This is a genomic window from Escherichia sp. MOD1-EC6021, from assembly GCF_002965245.1.
Classification (GTDB): Bacteria; Pseudomonadota; Gammaproteobacteria; order Enterobacterales; family Enterobacteriaceae; genus Escherichia; species Escherichia coli_F.
The window spans coordinates 1-300 of record NZ_PTRU01000145.1; the positions used below are offsets into that span (position 1 = coordinate 1).

Annotated in this window: 3 tRNA genes; all 3 read left to right on the plus strand. The window is 58.7% G+C overall.

Annotation, left to right across the window (positions count from 1 at the left end):
• Positions 1-2 precede the first annotated feature (2 nt).
• The 3 genes from BEB54_RS28400 (at position 3) to BEB54_RS28410 (ending at position 299) form a co-directional block, all read left to right on the plus strand.
• A tRNA-Met gene (locus BEB54_RS28400) sits at positions 3-79 on the plus strand.
• Positions 80-112: 33 nt separating this feature from the next.
• Positions 113-189 (plus strand) — tRNA-Met (locus tag BEB54_RS28405).
• 33 nt (positions 190-222) lie between these two features.
• Positions 223-299: transfer RNA gene (locus BEB54_RS28410), tRNA-Met, on the plus strand.
• Position 300: the final 1 nt, after the last annotated feature.

Genomic DNA, 300 nt, shown 5'->3' on the forward strand with positions numbered 1-300 from the left:
GACGCGGGGTGGAGCAGCCTGGTAGCTCGTCGGGCTCATAACCCGAAGGTCGTCGGTTCAAATCCGGCCCCCGCAACCAATCAAAATTTGATGAAGTAAAGCAGTACGGTGACGCGGGGTGGAGCAGCCTGGTAGCTCGTCGGGCTCATAACCCGAAGGTCGTCGGTTCAAATCCGGCCCCCGCAACCAATCAAAATTTGATGAAGTAAAGCAGTACGGTGACGCGGGGTGGAGCAGCCTGGTAGCTCGTCGGGCTCATAACCCGAAGGTCGTCGGTTCAAATCCGGCCCCCGCAACCAA